Origin of the sequence: Paraburkholderia sp. A1RI-2L (genome assembly GCF_048957375.1) — a bacterium.
Taxonomy (GTDB): Bacteria; Pseudomonadota; Gammaproteobacteria; order Burkholderiales; family Burkholderiaceae; genus Paraburkholderia.
Map to the genome: position 1 here is coordinate 2665370 of NZ_JARBTA010000001.1, position 17047 is coordinate 2682416.

Genomic DNA, 17047 nt, shown 5'->3' on the forward strand with positions numbered 1-17047 from the left:
GGCACTCCTTGGGGGCAAAACTGCCGCGACGTTAGCAGCGCCGCATGACAGGCCGAAGACGTGCCGAACGGGAAGACACGAAACCTGTCGACGAAAAAAAACCGCCTCGCATGAAGCGAAGCGGTTCTTCAAGACGCTGCCGCCCAACGAGCGGGACTGCGGTCTTCAGATGTGCTGATCCGTCGACGGCTTCTCCCACAGATTCACGCCGCCTTCGGTCGCGTTGCGGTCGATCTCCGCGAGTTCCTCCTGCGAGAATTCGAGGTTCTTCAGCGCAGCGACGTTCTCGCGCACCTGCTCCGCGCGGCTCGCGCCGATCAGCGCCGAGGTCACGCGGCCGCCGCGCAGCGTCCACGCGATCGCCATCTGCGCGAGGCTCTGGCCGCGCCGCTGCGCGAGTTCGTTGAGCTTGCGCACGTGCTCGATGTTCTGCGCGCTCAGGTGCTCGCTCTTGAGCGAGCCGCCGCCCGGCCGGTTCACGCGTGCATCTTCAGGCACGCCGTTCAGGTACTTGTTCGTCAGCAGCCCCTGCGCAAGCGGCGTGAACGCAATGCTGCCCGTGCCGAGACTGTCGAGCGTGTCTAGCAGCTCGTGCTCGATCCAGCGGTTGAGCATGTTGTACGACGGTTGATGGATCAGCAGCGGCACCTTGTATTCGGCCAGCAGCTTCGCCATCTCGCGCGTCTTCGCAGCTGAATACGACGAGATGCCCACATAGAGCGCCTTGCCCTGCTGAACCGCGGTAGCGAGCGCGCCGGCGGTTTCCTCCAGCGGCGTCTCCACGTCGAAGCGGTGCGAGTAGAAGATGTCGACGTAATCGAGACCCAAGCGCTTGAGGCTCTGGTCGAGGCTCGCGAGCACGTACTTGCGCGAGCCGCCGCCCTGGCCGTAGGGGCCCGGCCACATGTCCCAGCCGGCCTTCGACGAGATCAGCAGCTCGTCGCGATAGGGGCGGAAATCGTCCCGGAAAATGCGGCCGAAATTGGTTTCGGCACTACCGTAGGGCGGGCCGTAATTGTTCGCGAGATCGAAGTGCGTGATGCCGAGATCGAAGGCCGTGCGCAGGATTTCACGCTGCGTCGCAATCGGCGTGGTATCGCCGAAGTTGTGCCAGAGCCCGAGCGACAGCGCCGGCAGTTTGAGTCCCGACTTGCCGCAAAAGCGGTATTGCATCTCCGAATAGCGTTCAGCAGCGGCTTCGTAGGCCATGGTTCGAATCCTCGACGAAATGAGGGGGTAACAGGGTCCGGCAATGCGTCCGGCCAGTGCGCGGGGTTGTCATGGTAGCCAATCCCCACGCAGGCTGCAGATGCCCACCATGTGGGACTCGCGAATGGACGCCGCAGCGACGCTCGCCTACACTGCGGCGTTCGTCATACCCCGGGAGGTTTTCATGGTCAAAGCGATTTCGTGCGCGCTGATCGCCTGCGGCGTCGTGCTGCTCTACTTTGGCGGCCAGTCGTTTCACTCGTTATCGAACGACGTCTCGCGCCTCGTCACCGGCGCGCCCACCGACCGCACGATGATCCTGATCGCGGCCGGCGTGGCCGCGACCATTGCCGGCATTACCGGTCTCGCGGTTTCCGGGCGCCGGCGCTAGGCGCGCGGCGCGCCCCGCGCGCTCACACCAGCTTCACCTCGGGCAACGAGGCCGAGCGCGTGCCCGGCAGCGGTACGTTGCTCGCGCCGTGGTAGGTGAACACCAGCGAGAACTTCACGTCGCCGCTCAGGTTCTGGCCCGCCGAGTGCAGCGTGTTGCAATGGAAGAACACGACGTCGCCCGCCTTGAGCGCGGGCGACGTCGCGCGCTCGATCCATGCCTGATTCTCGGGCAGGTCGGCGCGGAAGAATTTGGCGGCGTCGAAACGCTCTGAGGTGAACGGCTCCGTGTGCGAGCCCGGCACCAGCCACAGCCCGCCGTTTTCGACCGTCTCGTTCCCCAGCGCGAGCCACACCGACACCAGATCGTCGCGCTCGAACGACCAGTAGCGCGAATCGCGATGCCAGCCCGTGAGGCTGCCATACATGGGGTGCTTGGTCATCATGCAGTTGTGATGGGCGCGCGAGAGCACTGGCTCTTCGCCGAAATACAACTCCATCCAGCCTGCGATCTCGGGCGAGGTCGCCCACTCGCGAAAGCGCGCATGGCGCGCGTACGCATCGAGCAGGCGGCGCACCGTATGGCCGCCAGGCGAGTCTTTCGACTCCGGCGCGCCGGGATAACGCAGATCGGCTTCGAATTCGAGCGGCGCGGCGGCCGCCTGCAACTGCTCCTGCGCCACGCGCTTGAGTTCGTCGCACCGCTCAGGCGAGACGAGCCCCGGCACGACCACGAAACCGCGCTCGCGCAGCGCCTGCACCTGTTCCTTTTTGGATTGGACTGACATAGGACTTCCGTTGTTCGAGGCCTGCGAGGACCGCATCCATGAAAGGCTGCGGCAATGGCGGCGCCGGTTCAACTTGTTCTGACTTCGCGCGCGCCAATCGCTCGATTGTAAAACGTGCGCGCGCACGCGGAAGGGGTGTCCGTGCACAAACCTGATGCAAATGCACCGCGATGGCGACAAGGGCCACGATGGCGCAACTACAACGCAACTACAACGCAACTGCGGCGCAACTCCGGCGACCTGCCACGCACATGATCAAGCACGGGTATTAACCGACTTTCGGGCGTCATGATTCGCGTGTAGTCTGCGCGCATGCAGTTTCATCACCCAGAATATCGATTGCGCGCGCGGGCCGCCACCGAAGCCCTGTCCATCGGGGCCGCGCGATACCCGAACATGCGCCAGCCATGCGCGATGCCTGAGCCCGCGGTCCGCTCCGATGCGCCACCGTCTGCTTCACGCACCCCGTACGATCCATCCCGTGACTTGCATCACCGTGACCGTCGTGAAGATGGGCACGTTTGCTGCTGGAATCGATGTGCCGCGCAAAACCTCGCACAAGGCGCACTCTGAACCCGACACCACACACGCCATGCATACCCTTTTCAGCACCCGCCGCATGACCCATGCCGCCCTGAAAGCGGCACGCCCCGCTCGTCGTCACGTCATGCGCGCCCTGCGCCATCACGCCGCGCGCACGCGCGCGCTTGCGCAGCAGGTGCGCGACGCCCGCGCCGTGGACGGCATGCGCACCTGGTTCCATTCGTTCTTCTCGGTGCTGCGCCTGCGCGCGGGCGCACGCCACTTCTCGCTGCGCACGCTGCTGTACCGTCCCAACTCGACGCTGCGCGCGCTCGCGGCACCCGCCACCGTGCATACGGCGCGCAACGCCCGCCGCCCGCGCCGCATGGGCGCCAGCAGCACGGGCTGGTTCGGCTTCGCCATGCGCTGACAACAACCCGCGCCAGATAAAAAACCCCGCCAGGGCGCACGCCCAGGCGGGGTTTTTCTTTCTTCATACGCGCCCGACAAAGCCGGCGAGCGCCGGCCTGCGTGCGGCGTGCTTACGCGAGCGCGCCCACCGGTTCCGTGCCGGCGGCCTCGGCCAATGCGAGCGCCTTGTCCGTGGCTTCCCACGAGAATTCCGGCTCTTCGCGACCGAAATGACCATATGCCGCGGTCTTTTCGTAGACCGGACGCAGCAGGTCGAGCATCTGGATGATGCCCTTCGGACGCAGATCGAAGTGCTCGCGCACGAGCTTCGTGATGGTGGCGTCCGAGACCTTGCCCGTGCCGAACGTGTTGACCATGACCGAGGTGGGCTCGGCCACGCCAATCGCGTACGAGACTTGGATCAGGCAGCGCGAGGCAAGCCCGGCGGCCACGATGTTCTTGGCCACGTAGCGGCCCGCATATGCGGCCGAACGGTCGACCTTCGACGGATCCTTGCCCGAGAACGCACCGCCGCCGTGCGGCGCTGCGCCGCCGTAGGTATCGACGATGATCTTGCGGCCCGTGAGACCGCAATCGCCCTGCGGACCGCCGATCACGAAGCGGCCGGTCGGGTTCACGAGGAACTTGATGTCGCCCTTGATGAGCTCGCGCGGCAGGACCGGCTTGATGATCTCTTCGATCACGGCTTCGCGCAGCGTGGCGAGGTCGGTTTCCGGCGAGTGCTGCGTGGAGAGCACGACGGTATCGATCGCATGCGGCTTGCCGTCCACGTAGCGCACGGTGACCTGCGACTTCGCGTCCGGACGCAGCCAGGGCAGGCGGCCGTCGCGGCGCAGGTTCGACTGACGCTCGACCAGACGGTGCGAGAGGTGGATCGGCAGCGGCATCAGTTCGGGCGTTTCGTCGCACGCATAGCCGAACATCAGGCCCTGGTCGCCCGCGCCCTGATCGAGGTTGTTGTCGTGCGCGCGGTCCACGCCCTGGGCGATGTCCGGCGACTGCTTGTCGTAGGCGACGAGCACCGCGCAGCCGCGGTAGTCGATGCCGTAATCGGTGTTGTCGTAGCCGATGCGCTTGATCGTGTCGCGCGCGACCTGGATGTAGTCGACGTTGGCCGTGGTGGTGATTTCACCGGCAAGCACGACGAGACCCGTGTTGCACAGCGTTTCAGCCGCTACGCGCGAGTATTTGTCCTGCGTGAGGATGGCGTCGAGGATCGCGTCCGAGATCTGGTCGGCGACCTTGTCCGGATGGCCTTCGGAGACGGATTCGGAAGTGAAGAAATAGTCGTTTGCCACGTGTCAGGCTCCTTGTAGCTGGTGACGGTTATATTCACGTAGCCAACTTCGGGAGCTTTGAAGCGGCGACGCTTTAGCGGATTACCTGCCCGGTTGGCCCACGCAGCAGCGCCCGAAATATCCGACGCTGATGGCTGCATGGCAACCGGCTTCGCCCCGCAAGTTGTCTATTAACTCGGCGAAGCCCTTATTATAGCGACTTCCCTAATTTGCCGCAGAGTCATACCGCGTGCCAACCAACGCAACGTTCCATTTATCCGCGCATGCCATGAGGACCGTGCATGCTCGCTAAGCTCGGCTCCCGCCTCGCTATTGGCTTGCTCAAGCTGCTCGCGATCCTGCCCTATGGACTCGTCGCCCGTTTCGGCGACGGCCTCGGCTGGCTGCTCTACCAGATTCCGAGCAGCCGCAAGCGCGTCGTCCATACCAACCTGCGCCTGTGCTTTCCCGAGTGGAGCGAGGAAAAGCGCGAGGAAGTCGCCGGCCTGCATTTTCGCCACGCGATCCGCAGCTACATCGAGCGCAGCGTGCAGTGGTTCGGCACCGCGCAAAAGCTGGAAAAGCTGATCGAGCTCGACAGCGAAATCGACCTCACCGATCCCGATCTGCCGCCCACGCTGTTTCTCGGGCTGCACTTCGTCGGCATCGAGGCGGGCTCGATGTTCCTCAATTACTCGCTGCACCGCCCGTGCGGCTCGCTCTACCAGCCGTTTTCGAACCCCGAGTTCGAAGCCGCCGCGAAGGCGGGCCGCAGCCGCTTCGGCGCCGAGATGGCAAGCCGCGCGGACGCCGCACGCATCGTGCTGCGCTGGCTGCGCGACAAAAAGCCCGTGATGCTCGGCGCGGACATGGACTATGGCATGCGCAACTCGACCTTCGTGCCGTTCTTCGGCGTGCCCGCGTGCACGCTGACCGCCGTGGGACGTCTCGCCAAGGTGGGCCGCGCCCAGGTCGTGCCGTTCATCGGCGAGGTGCTGCCCAATTACAAGGGTTATCGGCTCAAGGTCTTCAAACCTTGGGACCACTACCCCACCGGCGACGACGAGCAGGACGCGCGCCGCATGAACGCCTTCCTCGAAGAGCAGATTCCGCGCATTCCCGAGCAGTACTACTGGGTTCACAAGCGCTTCAAGACGCGCCCTCCCGGCGAGCCGGGCGTGTACTGACGTCCGCGGCCAGCGCGCGGCATTCGGGCGCGCGTCGCTTACAATGACGGGATGAAACTCAAGTTCACCAAGATGCACGGCGCCGGCAACGACTTCGTCGTGCTCGACGGCTATAGCCAGCCCATTGCGCTAACGCCCGAGCGCGTGAGAGCGCTCGCGAACCGCCACTTCGGCGTGGGCGCCGATCAGCTGCTGCTGGTCGAAAAGCCCACTGTCGAAGGCGTCGACTTCCGCTATCGCATCTTCAATTGCGACGGCGGCGAGGTCGAGCACTGCGGCAACGGCGCGCGCTGCTTCGTGAAATTCGTGCGCGACCGCAAGCTCACCGACGCCAACCGTGTGCGCGTGCAAGTGCAAAAAGGCGTGATCACGCTCGTCATGCAGGACAACGGCGAGGTCGTGGTCGACATGGGCAGCCCGGTATTCGAGCCGTCGGACGTGCCGTTCGACGCAAGCGGGCTCCAAGGCCGCCACGAAGGCAACGACACGCTCTGGCCGCTCGAAGTGAACGGCCAGACGCGCTGGATCTCGGCGGTGTCGATGGGCAATCCGCACGCGGTGCAGGTGGTCGACGACGCAGAGGCGTTCGCCGTGCTCGCCGACGGCCCCGTGATCGAGGCCCACCCGCGCTTTCCGAACAAGGTAAACGCGGGCTTCATGCAGATCGTCTCGCGCCACGAGGTGCGGCTGCGCGTCTACGAGCGCGGCGCGGGCGAAACGCTCGCGTGCGGCACGGGCGCGTGCGCAGCGGTGGCGGCCGGCATCCGCCGCGGCCTGCTCGATTCGCCCGTGAAGGTGCATACGCACGGCGGCATGCTCACGATCGCCTGGGACGGCTCGCGCGACGAATCCGCCGCGCTGACGATGGCGGGTCCAGCCACGACCGTCTTCGAAGGCGAGATCGAACTCGCCGACGCGTTGTCGAACTGACGTTTGCCGGGCGGCCCGCGAGCCACATCGGCGCTGCCCCAACCCCGCATGGCGCGCTCGCCGCGCGCCGCCTCTTCATCGAACGCGCCACCAACATGAACGATCGCGAAGTCGCCGACTACCTGCTCGCCAATCCCGATTTCTTCGTTGAGCACGCCGAACTGCTGGCAACCATCAAGCTCGGCAATCCTCACGGCAAGGCAGCCGTGTCCCTGCAGGAGCGCCAGATGGAGATGCTGCGCGAAAAGAACAAGCATCTGGAACTGCGCCTTTCCGAATTGCTGCGCTACGGCCACGAAAACGACACGCTCTCCGTGAAGACGGTGCACTGGGTCGCGCATGTGCTCGCCGAGCGCGACCCGCACGCGCTGCCGCGCCTGATCGCCGAACAGCTACGCCAGGAGTTCGACGTGCCGCAGGCGGCGTTGCGCCTGTGGGACGTGGCCGATGCCTATGCGCAAGCGAGCTTCGCGAAGCACACGGGCGAGGAAGTCCGCCTCTTCGCCAACAGCCTCGAAGTGCCGTATTGCGGCGCGAACACCGGCTTCGAAGCGGCGCAATGGCTCGATGGCGACGCGGGCGCGCCGCAGTCGGTGGCGATCATCGCGCTGCGCCGGCGCGTGAGCGCCGAAGAGCGCGATCCGAGCGGCGAGGCATTCGGCCTGCTGGTGCTCGGCTCACCCGATCCGCGCCGCTTTCACGACGGCATGGCCACCGATTTGCTGCGCAAGATCGGCACGCTCGCGAGCGCAGGGCTCACGCGGCTGCTGCCGCATTAAAGCGACCGCTCCCACGCGCAGGCCGCAACAGTGAACCCAACCGACCCGATCGCCGACTATCTCGATGAACTCGAGCACGTGCGCCGGCTTTCGGCGCACACGTTGCGCGGCTATGCGCACGAGCTCGACGAACTCAAGAAGCTCGCGAACGGCAGTCCGCTCGAAAAAGTCACGTCCGTCGAAGTGCGCGGCGCCGCCGTGCGCGCCCATGCGAGCGGCCTCTCGGCGCGCTCGATCGCGCATCGGCTCTCGGTCTGGCGCGCGTTCTACCGCTGGCTCGCGGGCCGCATCGCGCTCGACGCGAATCCGGTGGCGGCAGTGCGCGCGCCCAAGCGCGAGAAGACGCTGCCCAAGGCGCTCTCCGTCGACGACACCATGAAGCTCATGGATGCGCCCAGCGCGGCGGCCCAAGCCGGCGAAAACGCCGCCGGCAGCGTCGAGGCGCTGCGCGATCATGCCATGCTCGAGCTGTTCTACTCGTCGGGGCTGCGCCTCGCCGAACTCGTGGGGCTCGACGCGCGCTACGTGAAGCGCGACGGCTATGAATCGGCAGGCTGGCTCAAGCGCGACGCCGCCGAAGTGGAAGTGCACGGCAAAGGCGGGCGGCATCGCATCGTGCCCGTCGGCAAGAAGGCGCTGGAAGCGCTCGACGCCTGGCTCGCCGTGCGCGGCGCCTGGATCAAGCACGACGACGCCCCGCTCTTTCTCTCCGTGCGCGGCAACCGCATGGCGCCGGGCGTCGTGCGCGAGCGCGTGAAGCGCGCCGCGCTCGCCGCCGGCATTCCGGCGAACGTCCATCCGCACGTGCTGCGGCACTCGTTCGCGACGCATCTGCTGCAGTCGAGCGGCGATCTGCGCGCCGTGCAGGAGCTGCTGGGCCACGCGAACATCGCGGCCACCCAGGTCTATACGTCGCTCGATTTCCAGCATCTCGCGAAGGTTTACGACACCGCGCATCCACGTGCCAAAAAGCGCGACTGAGCGCGAGCCTTGCCTCGCCCGGTCGTGTCATCGCTGCGTCACCGGGCCTCGCCCTTGTATCGAACCCATCATGAATATCGTCACTCTCAAGCCGTCGAAAGAAAAATCCCTGCTGCGCCGCCATCCGTGGGTCTACGCCAACGCCATCGAGCGCGTCGAGGGCAAGCCAGCACCGGGCGCGACCGTGATCGTGCGCGCGCATGACGGCCGCTTTCTCGCGCGCGCCGCCTACAGCCCGCATTCGCAGATCCGCGCGCGCGTCTGGAGCTTCGACGAAAACGAGCCCATCGATCACGCGTTCTTCAAGCGCCGCGTGCAGCGCGCGCTCGCGCATCGTCAGGCGATGGTGAGCGGCACGGGCGCGGTGCGCCTGATCTTCGGCGAGGCGGACGGCCTGCCCGGCGTGATCGTCGACTACTACAAAGAGGACGCCGCAGGGGAAAACGCACGCGGACAGCTCGTCTGCCAGTTCATGGCGGCAGGCGTCGAGGCATGGAAGGAAGCAATCGTCGCGGCGCTCACGGCAGCCACCGGCTGCCCGAACGTGTACGAGCGCTCGGACGTCTCGATCCGCGAAAAGGAAGGGCTCGAGCAGATCACGGGCCTGCTGGCCGGCGACGAGCCGCCCGAAACCATCGTGACCAGCGAGAACGGCGTGCGCTATCACGTGGACGTGCGCAACGGCCACAAGACCGGCTTCTACGTCGATCAGCGCGACAACCGCGCGCTCGTGCAGACCTTCGCGCAAGACCGCGACGTGCTCAACTGCTTCTGCTACACCGGCGGCTTCTCGCTCGCGGCGATGAAGGGCGGCGCGAAGCGCGTGGTGTCGATCGACTCGTCGGGCGAGGCGCTCGCCACCGCGCAGAAGAACATGGCGGCGAACGGCTTCGACGCAGCCCGTGCGACCTGGCTCGACGCCGACGCCTTCAAGACGCTGCGCCGCTTGCACGAGGAAGGCGAGCGCTTCGATCTCGTGGTGCTCGATCCGCCCAAGTTCGCGGCCTCGCGCGAGCACGTGGACCGCGCCGCGCGCGCCTACAAGGACATCAATCTCACCGGCTTCAAGCTGCTGCGTCCGGGCGGCCTGCTGTTCACGTACTCGTGCTCGGGCGCGATTGATGCGGAGCTGTTCCAGAAGATCGTTGCGGGCGCGGCCGCCGATACCAAGGTCGATGCGCGCATCCTCAAGCGCCTTGGCGCGGGCGTCGATCATCCGCTGCTCGCGGCCTTCCCCGAAGGGGAGTATCTGAAGGGGCTGCTGCTGCAGGTGCTGTAAAAAACCCGCGCGGAAAATACAACAGGGCCCCGGCCGGAAGGCCGTGGACCCTGCGTTTCGCTGCATTTTGTGTTCGCCGGCCTTGCGGCCGGCTCGCACTAGCGAGGCATTACCACTGATAGCCCGCGCCGACCACCACACCGGTGTTGCCGGTCGTGCTGGTATTCGCCGACAGCTTGCCGACCCACTTGTTGTTCTCGGTCACGTACGAGACACCGAGCGCGCCGCCCGTCTGGCCACCGTAACGGCCGCCGGCCATGGCAACCATCATCTTGCCCGGCTGCGTCGGCTGCGGCAGACCCGCGACAGCCATCGCCGCCGCCGTGCCGGCGTAGGAGCGGCGCAGCACGTCGTGCACCGAATCCTGCAGCCCCGAGAGACTCTGCGACATGTTCGACATGCTCTGCGAGATACGCTGGTCGGCGTAGTTCTCGGCCTGCTTCTGCGCGTCGTTCAACTGGTTCACGTTCACGGCGTCGGTGCCCGCGGTACCGGCGGCCACGTTCGTCACTTGACGCTCGCTGCCCGCGGCGCCCACCGAAACCGTGTTGGCGCGATCAGCCACCGAGCCCGCGCCCAGCGCGACCGAGTTGTCCGCCGTTGCCGACGCGTTCACGCCGACTGCCACCGCATTCATGCCGCTGGCGCTGGCCTTCGCGCCCATCGCCGTCGCGTACACACCGCTCGCGCTGGCCGCTTCCGTGTTCTTGTCGCCATAGGCGGCGAACAGCGGATTGCGCGCATTTTCCGCGGCGGCTGCGGCATTGGCCACGGCGACGTTCAGGTTGTCGACCGACGAGTTCATGTTGCCGACCACCGCATTGAGCTGACCGACGTTGACCGCGTCCATATCGGCGACACCCGCTGCAACGTTGTGGATCGTCGTGCCGCCAGCCACGTTGTTGCCGAGCGTGAGGTTGCTGTAGTCGGCCGTGCCGTCAGGATTCTGGTCATACGTCACCGCGACCTTCGACGAACCGTCCGCAGCGATCAGGCCGGACTTCTTCATCTGCGAGACGTTCACCGCGTCGGTGTCGGCCGTGCCGGCTGCGACGTTGGTGATCTGGCGCTCAGCGCCTGCGGCGCCCACCGAGACCGTGTTCTCGCGATCGGCCACCGAGCCTGCGCCCAGCGCCACGGCGTTATCCGCAGTCGTCGACGCGTTCGCGCCCATTGCGACCGAGTTGGCCGTGCCGGCCGACGCGTTCATGCCGAACGCGAGAGCGTTCATGCCGCTAGCCGCAGCGTTCGCACCGAACGCCATCGAACCGGCGCCGGAAGCCAATGCCTTCGAGCCCATGGCGACCGACTCGTCACCCTCGGCGCCTGCGCCGTTGCCCGAAGCAACCGCATTCACGCCGCTAGCCGCGGCGCTCTCGCCGAACGCCATCGAGCCTGCGCCCGAGGCCGTGGCCTGTGCGCCCATCGCGACCGAATTGTCACCCTCGGCGTTCGCGCCGTTGCCAGAAGCCATGGCGTTCTCGCCGGCGGCGGCTGCATTCGCGCCCAGCGCGATCGAGCCGCTGCCCGTTGCCGTAGCGAGCGTGCCCAGCGCGATCGAATCATCACCGGCTGCCGTGGCGGCGATGCCCGATGCAAACGAACCCTGGCCGGTAGCCGCCGAGTTGATGCCGAACGCCACCGCGCCCGCGCCGTTCGCAACCGCGCCCCAGCCCTGGGCCACCGTGCCCAGGCCATTGGCGTGCGAGCCGCAGCCCATGGCGATCGAATTCATGCCGTAAGCCTGAGTCTGCGCCACGCCGCTGCCGCTTTCCGTCACGTAGCCGGCGGTCATCGAGGTGAAACCCTTGATGCCGGCCTGGCCCGCGCCGGCGTTCGACAGGTCGTCGTAGTTGGCCGCCGAATTCTGCACGCCGAAGCCGTAGATGCCGTTCTTATAGCTGTTGGCCAGACCGTCGCCGTACACCTTCTGGGCGTCGATGTCGGTGAGCAGGTTGCAGTCGCCGTCGCCGACCATGGCGAGCGAGTTGGCCGATGCCGCTGCCCCCTTGCCACCCGCGCTACCGCCCATGGACGACGTGCCGGACTGGACCGTCTGCATGCCGTTGTCCGAAATCGACACGGAGGCCTGTGCCAGCTCGGACATTGCGCCCGTCGAGACAAGGAGTGCGCCCGCCACGAGCATGGCGCCCGACTTCGCGCGCGCCGGCTTGCCGCGCGCAGCGGTCAATTCCGATGCCGCCACCCACGTACCCAGCACCTTGTTATAAACGCTGCGATAAACCTTGTTCATAAAATCCTCAATAATGTTTCAATAAAGCAAGCAGTTAATCCAGATTCTCATTAATTGGAGAAACGGGGAAACACGATCAATCCAGCATTCGCCAACCCATTAATGAGACATAGAGCCGAATAACACCGGCCCATGTTTCATGGAAATACAAGACATCGTGCTGGCTACTGGATGGATAACAGGGCCGCAAACAACCGGCGTCTATTCCCGACTCCGGCACGGCGCGCGCTAAAAACAATCTCCGTGAGCGCTGCTTATCAGCGACGCGCACGCCGGATCAAACCGGAGGGTTTCCTCGTTGGTAATTGCTGTCGGCAGTTGAATTAAACGCGGTTTGCCAGGCTGAAACACTAGGACGATTTCTAAACTCAAGGATTTGTTGCAAAGATGTGAATCTATAAGAGCATCGATTAAATTGAGATGACTGAAATTAATGAGATAAACCGCTTCGACAATCCCGGCGCAGCCGCCCGCCCCCGAACGGTTACCTCCTGCAGCGCAAGGCTGGTGCAAGCGCGAGCCGGCCAGATATGTTCCAATACGTCGTTATCTTGTAACGCTCGGCTCCCGCGCCGCATCCCACCCCGATTCCAGGCATTCAAGGCACATAGCATGATTCCAGTCACCATCCTGACCGGCTTTCTCGGCAGCGGCAAAACCACCTTGCTCAAGCGCATCCTGAACGAGCAGCACGGCATGAAGATCGCCGTGATCGAAAACGAATTCGGCGAAGAGAACATCGACAATGAAATCCTGGTGCAGGACAGCCAGGAGCAGATCATCCAGATGAGCAACGGCTGCATCTGCTGCACGATCCGCGGCGACCTCGCGCGCGTACTCGGCGATCTCGCCCAGCAAAAGCGCGACGGCAAGCTCGATTTCGACCGCGTCGTGATCGAGACCACGGGCCTCGCAAATCCGGGCCCGGTCGCGCAGACGTTCTTCATGGATAACGAGATCGCCGGCGAATTTTTGCTCGACGCCATCATCACGCTCGTCGACGCCAAGCACGGCAACCATCAGCTCGACGAGCACGAAGTCGTGCAGCGCCAGGTCGGTTTCGCCGACCGCCTGTTCGTCACGAAGGCCGATCTCGTCGACGCCCGTGAACTCGACGACCTGCGCCATCGCCTGATGCACATGAATCCGCGCGCGCAAATCCGCGAGGTGAATTTCGGCGAGGCGGACATCAAGGAAGTGTTCGATCTGCGCGGCTTCAATCTGAATGCCAAGCTCGAGATCGACCCCGACTTCCTCGCTGAAGACGATCACAATCATGCGCATCATGACCACGATCATGATCACGAGCACGAGCACGCCGGATGCGACCACGATCACGGCAAGTGCAATCACGAAGGCCACGACCATGGCCACCACCATCATCACGCGCATCACGACGACAAGATCAAGTCGTTCGTGTACCGCAGCGACCGTCCGTTCGATCCGAACCGCCTCGAGGACTTCCTCGGCGGCATCTTGCAGATCTACGGCGAGCGCCTGCTGCGCTACAAGGGCGTGCTCTACATGAAGGGCGTGGACCGCAAGGTGGTGTTCCAGGGCGTGCACCAGCTGATGGGCAGCGACCTCGCCGCGAAGTGGCTGCCGATCGAGAAGAAGAGCAGCAAGATGGTGTTTATCGGCATCGAGTTGCCGCAGGACCTCATCACCGACGGCCTCGACGCCTGCCTCGCCTGACGCGCTGCGCCGCAGCACGGCTCGTTCGTCAGCATGCCCCCAAACGCCCGGCCCATGGCCGGGCGTTGTCGTCTGGCTAGCACGGCTGGGTAAAATCGCCTTTCTCCGCTGCGCATGTCAAATAACGTACCCGACCATCGCTTTTTCACGATGGGCGCGTTATATTTTCTGGATATCGAACGTTGACGAGAGCCGCCAACTTGGGATTTTCCCGCTTGCGGCGCGAGTTTGCGGTTCGGTTACAATACGGCCCCACTGGAAAGAGAGGCGCCCCGGGATTTCCCTTTCAGCGGATTCCGGCAGGAGATGGCCTCCCCGGCCGCGCATCGCGTCGCAGCGCGCAGCCGGTACGAAATATGCCTCAGGAGCATCTAAAAACGGTTTCCAGAGGAGTTCGGCCCCGCAGCGGCGCTTAGGCGTCACGACAGTTCATCGTCCCGTCTCGCCGGCGCGCACATTGGCGCGATACAGCGCGCGGTAAAGTGGGAGAAGCCACTGCGGGCAACACAAAAGTGCAGGCAAGATGTGCCAGTTTTGCCTCACTCATTGAAGAAGCAAGCCAGATGACGACGAAACGACTCTTGACCGAAGCCGAAATCCTGAAGATGAGCGACAAGGATTACATGAACGAGGATCAGCTCGCCTTCTTCAAGAACCGGCTCGAACAGCTGCAGGCGGAGATCCTCCGCAATGCGGGCCAGACCACCGAGAATCTGCGCGAAACGGTCATCGTGCCAGATCCGGCCGATCGCGCGACGATCGAGGAAGAGCATGCGCTCGAACTGCGCACGCGCGACCGAGAGCGCAAGCTGCTGAAGAAGGTGCAGCAATCGATCGCGCGCATCGAATCGGGCGATTACGGATGGTGCGAGGAAACCGGCGAGCCGATCGGCATTCCGCGTCTGCTCGCACGCCCGACCGCCACGCTCTCGCTCGAAGCGCAAGAGCGCCGCGAACTGCGCCAGAAGCTGTTCGGCGATTGATTGGCTGCCGGCGCCGCCGCGCGGCGGGTGCCGGAATTTTCTGCCTTCCTAGTCGAAGCGCACGGAGTCCCGTGCGCTTTTTTATTTGCATCTGACGCTGCGCAGGCGTTCGCGCCCGGCTTTCTCCCACGCTTGTCTCACGGTTATCTCGATTTCTGCGCCGCGAGCCCTTGAACTGCCCGCTGCCGCCCTAAACTCCATTCGATACGCTCGCTCGCGCGCCCCGCGCGACTAGAGCGGCGTGTACCGAATCCGACAATGCGGCACGGCTGCAAAGGCCGCGTCGCACCAGCCTCTGCCTGGCATCAACGGTAAAAAGGAACGCACATGGAGCAATTTCACGGCACGACGATCGTATCCGTGCGGCGCGGCGACAAGGTCGCGCTCGGCGGCGACGGCCAGGTCACTCTCGGCAACATCGTCATGAAGGGTGGCGCGAAGAAGGTCCGGCGCATTTACGGCGGCAAGGTGATGGTGGGCTTCGCGGGCGGCACGGCTGATGCGTTCTCGCTGCTCGACCGCTTCGAAGCCAAGCTCGAAAAGCATCAAGGCAATCTCACGCGCGCGGCCGTCGAACTCGCCAAGGACTGGCGCACCGACCGCATGCTGCGCCGCCTCGAAGCCATGCTGATCGCCGCCGACGCCAGCACTACGCTCGTCATCACCGGCAACGGCGACGTGCTTGACCCCGAAGAAGGCATCTGCGCAATCGGCTCGGGCGGCGCGTATGCGCAGGCCGCGGCCCGCGCGCTCGTGGAGAACACTGCACTCTCGCCGCGCGAGGTCGTCGAAAAATCGCTCCAGATCGCGGGCGACATGTGCATCTACACGAATCACAACCGCGTGATCGAAACCATCGAGTAACCGCCGCACAGACGAGAAGGAATCAGGATGAGCACCATGACCCCCGCCGAGATCGTCTCGGAACTCGACAAGCACATCATCGGCCAGACGAAGGCGAAGAAGTCGGTGGCCGTCGCGCTGCGCAACCGCTGGCGCCGCCAGCAGGTGGCCGACCCGCTGCGCCAGGAAATCACTCCGAAGAACATCCTCATGATCGGGCCGACTGGCGTCGGCAAGACCGAAATCGCGCGGCGTCTGGCCAAGCTCGCCGACGCGCCCTTCATCAAGATCGAAGCAACCAAGTTCACCGAAGTGGGCTACGTGGGCCGCGACGTGGACAGCATCGTGCGCGACCTGATCGAAATCTCGGTGAAGCAAACGCGCGAGTCGGAAATGCGCAAGGTGCGCAGCAAGGCCACCGATCAAGCGGAAGACCGCATCCTCGACATCCTGCTGCCGAGCGCGCGCCCGGTGGGCTTCGGCTCTTCGTCGGCCGAACCGGGCCAAAGCGAAGGCGACAACGCCACGCGCCAGACCTTCCGCAAACGCCTGCGCGAAGGTCAGCTCGACGACAAGGAAATCGAGCTCGACGTCGAGCAGCCGCAAGTGGGCATGGACATCATGGGGCCGCCGGGCATGGAAGACATGACCGAGCAAATCCGCTCGATGTTCGCCAATCTCGGCGGTGGCAAAAAGATGCGCCGCAAGCTCAAGGTGAAGGAAGCGCTCAAGGTCCTCACCGACGAAGAAGCGGCCAAGATGCTCAACGACGAAGAGGTCAAGACCAAGGCAGTGCAGAACGTCGAGCAGAACGGCATCGTGTTTCTCGACGAAATCGACAAAATCGCCTCGCGCAACAACGAAGGCAGCGGCGGCGAAGTCTCGCGCCAGGGCGTGCAGCGCGATCTGCTGCCGCTCGTCGAAGGCACGACCATCAACACGAAGTACGGGATGGTGAAGACCGATCACATCCTGTTCATCGCGAGCGGCGCGTTCCATCTCTCGAAGCCGAGCGATCTGATTCCCGAACTGCAAGGGCGCTTTCCGATCCGCGTCGAACTCGATTCGCTCTCCGTGAAGGACTTCGAAGCGATTCTGGTCGCCACCGACGCCAGCCTCGTCAAGCAATATCAGGCGCTGCTCGCCACCGAGGACGTGCAACTCGATTTCGCCGACGACGGCATTCGCCGCCTCGCGGAAATCGCTTACGCCGTCAACGAGAAGACCGAGAACATCGGCGCGCGCCGTCTCTATACGGTCATCGAAAAGCTGCTCGAAGACGTGTCGTTCGCGGCCGGCAATCATGCGGGCCAGAGCGTGGTCATCGATGCGGCCTATGTCGACAAGGCGCTCGGCGAAGTCGCGCAGGATGAGGATCTCTCGCGCTATGTGCTGTAACGGTTTGTGGGCGCGCGGGTAAAACGCGCGAACTTGATCGAAGCCCGCCGCGTGTGCGGGCGTACAACGAAAAAGGGGCTCCGCACACTGGCGGAGCCCC

General features: G+C 64.7%; 15 protein-coding genes. 11 read left to right on the top strand and 4 right to left on the bottom strand.

Translation table 11 applies throughout. The features are described from left to right. Positions 1-165: 165 nt before the first annotated feature. Positions 166-1209, bottom strand: coding sequence for an L-glyceraldehyde 3-phosphate reductase (gene mgrA, locus PWP93_RS12205; RefSeq protein ID WP_421044654.1), 1044 nt, complete (start codon positions 1207-1209; stop codon positions 166-168). 184 nt (positions 1210-1393) lie between these two features. Between mgrA and PWP93_RS12210 the strand changes: the two genes are divergently transcribed. Next, positions 1394-1600: a DUF3185 family protein gene (locus tag PWP93_RS12210; protein ID WP_421022702.1), complete on the top strand. Its 207-nt coding sequence runs from the start codon at positions 1394-1396 to the stop codon at positions 1598-1600. Between the two features lie 22 nt (positions 1601-1622). On the opposite strand, the gene PWP93_RS12215 is transcribed toward PWP93_RS12210, so the two are convergent. Continuing rightward, positions 1623-2387 carry a phytanoyl-CoA dioxygenase family protein gene (locus tag PWP93_RS12215; protein ID WP_421044655.1) on the bottom strand — a complete coding sequence of 255 codons (765 nt, stop codon included), beginning with the start codon at positions 2385-2387 and terminating at the stop codon, positions 1623-1625. A gap of 592 nt (positions 2388-2979) precedes the next feature. Between PWP93_RS12215 and PWP93_RS12220 the strand changes: the two genes are divergently transcribed. Further along, a complete protein-coding gene (locus tag PWP93_RS12220) occupies positions 2980-3339 on the top strand; it encodes a hypothetical protein (protein ID WP_421045079.1) in 360 nt (119 codons plus the stop codon). A 112-nt stretch (positions 3340-3451) separates the two neighbouring features. On the opposite strand, the gene metK is transcribed toward PWP93_RS12220, so the two are convergent. Next, the gene (metK, locus tag PWP93_RS12225) at positions 3452-4639 is read right to left on the bottom strand and encodes a methionine adenosyltransferase (protein WP_035523442.1); all 1188 of its coding nucleotides are present in this window, start codon (positions 4637-4639) and stop codon (positions 3452-3454) included. 281 nt (positions 4640-4920) lie between these two features. On the opposite strand from metK, the gene PWP93_RS12230 reads away from it, so the two are divergent. The 5 genes from PWP93_RS12230 (at position 4921) to PWP93_RS12250 (ending at position 9774) form a co-directional block, all read left to right on the top strand. After that, the gene (locus tag PWP93_RS12230) at positions 4921-5805 is read left to right on the top strand and encodes a lipid A biosynthesis lauroyl acyltransferase (RefSeq protein ID WP_421044656.1); all 885 of its coding nucleotides are present in this window, start codon (positions 4921-4923) and stop codon (positions 5803-5805) included. Between the two features lie 51 nt (positions 5806-5856). After that, on the top strand, positions 5857-6735 hold the full coding sequence (dapF, locus tag PWP93_RS12235; protein WP_421044657.1) for a diaminopimelate epimerase: 879 nt from the start codon (positions 5857-5859) through the stop codon (positions 6733-6735). Between the two features lie 95 nt (positions 6736-6830). Next, the gene (locus PWP93_RS12240) at positions 6831-7514 is read left to right on the top strand and encodes a DUF484 family protein (RefSeq protein WP_421044658.1); all 684 of its coding nucleotides are present in this window, start codon (positions 6831-6833) and stop codon (positions 7512-7514) included. Between the two features lie 30 nt (positions 7515-7544). Next, positions 7545-8495 carry a tyrosine recombinase XerC gene (locus PWP93_RS12245; RefSeq protein WP_421044659.1) on the top strand — a complete coding sequence of 317 codons (951 nt, stop codon included), beginning with the start codon at positions 7545-7547 and terminating at the stop codon, positions 8493-8495. A gap of 70 nt (positions 8496-8565) precedes the next feature. Then, positions 8566-9774: a class I SAM-dependent rRNA methyltransferase gene (locus tag PWP93_RS12250; RefSeq protein ID WP_421044660.1), complete on the top strand. Its 1209-nt coding sequence runs from the start codon at positions 8566-8568 to the stop codon at positions 9772-9774. A 109-nt stretch (positions 9775-9883) separates the two neighbouring features. On the opposite strand, the gene PWP93_RS12255 is transcribed toward PWP93_RS12250, so the two are convergent. Further along, positions 9884-12028, bottom strand: coding sequence for a YadA family autotransporter adhesin (locus PWP93_RS12255; RefSeq protein WP_421044661.1), 2145 nt, complete (start codon positions 12026-12028; stop codon positions 9884-9886). Positions 12029-12640: 612 nt separating this feature from the next. Here PWP93_RS12255 and PWP93_RS12260 point away from each other — a divergent pair. The 4 genes from PWP93_RS12260 to hslU all read left to right on the top strand — a co-directional run bounded on the left by PWP93_RS12260 (position 12641) and on the right by hslU (position 16947). After that, the gene (locus PWP93_RS12260) at positions 12641-13723 is read left to right on the top strand and encodes a CobW family GTP-binding protein (protein WP_421044662.1); all 1083 of its coding nucleotides are present in this window, start codon (positions 12641-12643) and stop codon (positions 13721-13723) included. A gap of 563 nt (positions 13724-14286) precedes the next feature. Beyond that, complete coding sequence (gene dksA, locus PWP93_RS12265; RefSeq protein WP_027815854.1) at positions 14287-14706, top strand: RNA polymerase-binding protein DksA; 420 nt, start codon at positions 14287-14289, stop codon at positions 14704-14706. Between the two features lie 327 nt (positions 14707-15033). Continuing rightward, positions 15034-15570, top strand: coding sequence for an ATP-dependent protease subunit HslV (gene hslV / locus PWP93_RS12270; RefSeq protein ID WP_421044663.1), 537 nt, complete (start codon positions 15034-15036; stop codon positions 15568-15570). Positions 15571-15597: 27 nt separating this feature from the next. Next, complete coding sequence (gene hslU / locus PWP93_RS12275; RefSeq protein ID WP_421044664.1) at positions 15598-16947, top strand: ATP-dependent protease ATPase subunit HslU; 1350 nt, start codon at positions 15598-15600, stop codon at positions 16945-16947. Positions 16948-17047: the final 100 nt, after the last annotated feature.